The 286-nt window shown below is 46.5% G+C and carries 1 protein-coding gene; it reads left to right on the top strand.

The annotated features are described in order from the left end of the window. Positions 1 to 117, top strand: a 117-nt coding sequence (locus tag LZP73_RS21390; protein WP_267960271.1) for a DUF4752 family protein, incomplete at its 5' end; no start/stop codon positions are given. Positions 118 to 286 lie beyond the last annotated feature (169 nt).

The following is a 286-nucleotide window of genomic DNA, read 5'->3' as shown; positions in this document are numbered from 1 at the left end:
GACGCATTTGAGCTTAGCCGCATTGAACCAGGTACAACAGCCAGGATAGCGACAAAAGGCGACCTGATGATAGTGATGTTCCGACAGGAGAGAGCAGAGAAAGGGGAATCAGCATGAAATTTTCCAAATTTTCTGAGTTGGTGAATCGTATTTTGTCCAACAACCACAGCCATCGTCGCGATATGGATGTAACGATCGTTGTTCATTCGCCTGGCAGCATTGGTTCAACACCCTCAGTTGAAGTTCAGTCAATTCACGCTGGTTTTGATTGGGATTCCGGGAAAGT

This window comes from Shewanella sp. AS16 (assembly GCF_021412365.1).
Taxonomy (GTDB): Bacteria; Pseudomonadota; Gammaproteobacteria; order Enterobacterales; family Shewanellaceae; genus Shewanella; species Shewanella salipaludis.
Note: the sequence above shows the minus strand (reverse complement) of the source record. Positions and strands in the feature narration are given on the sequence as shown.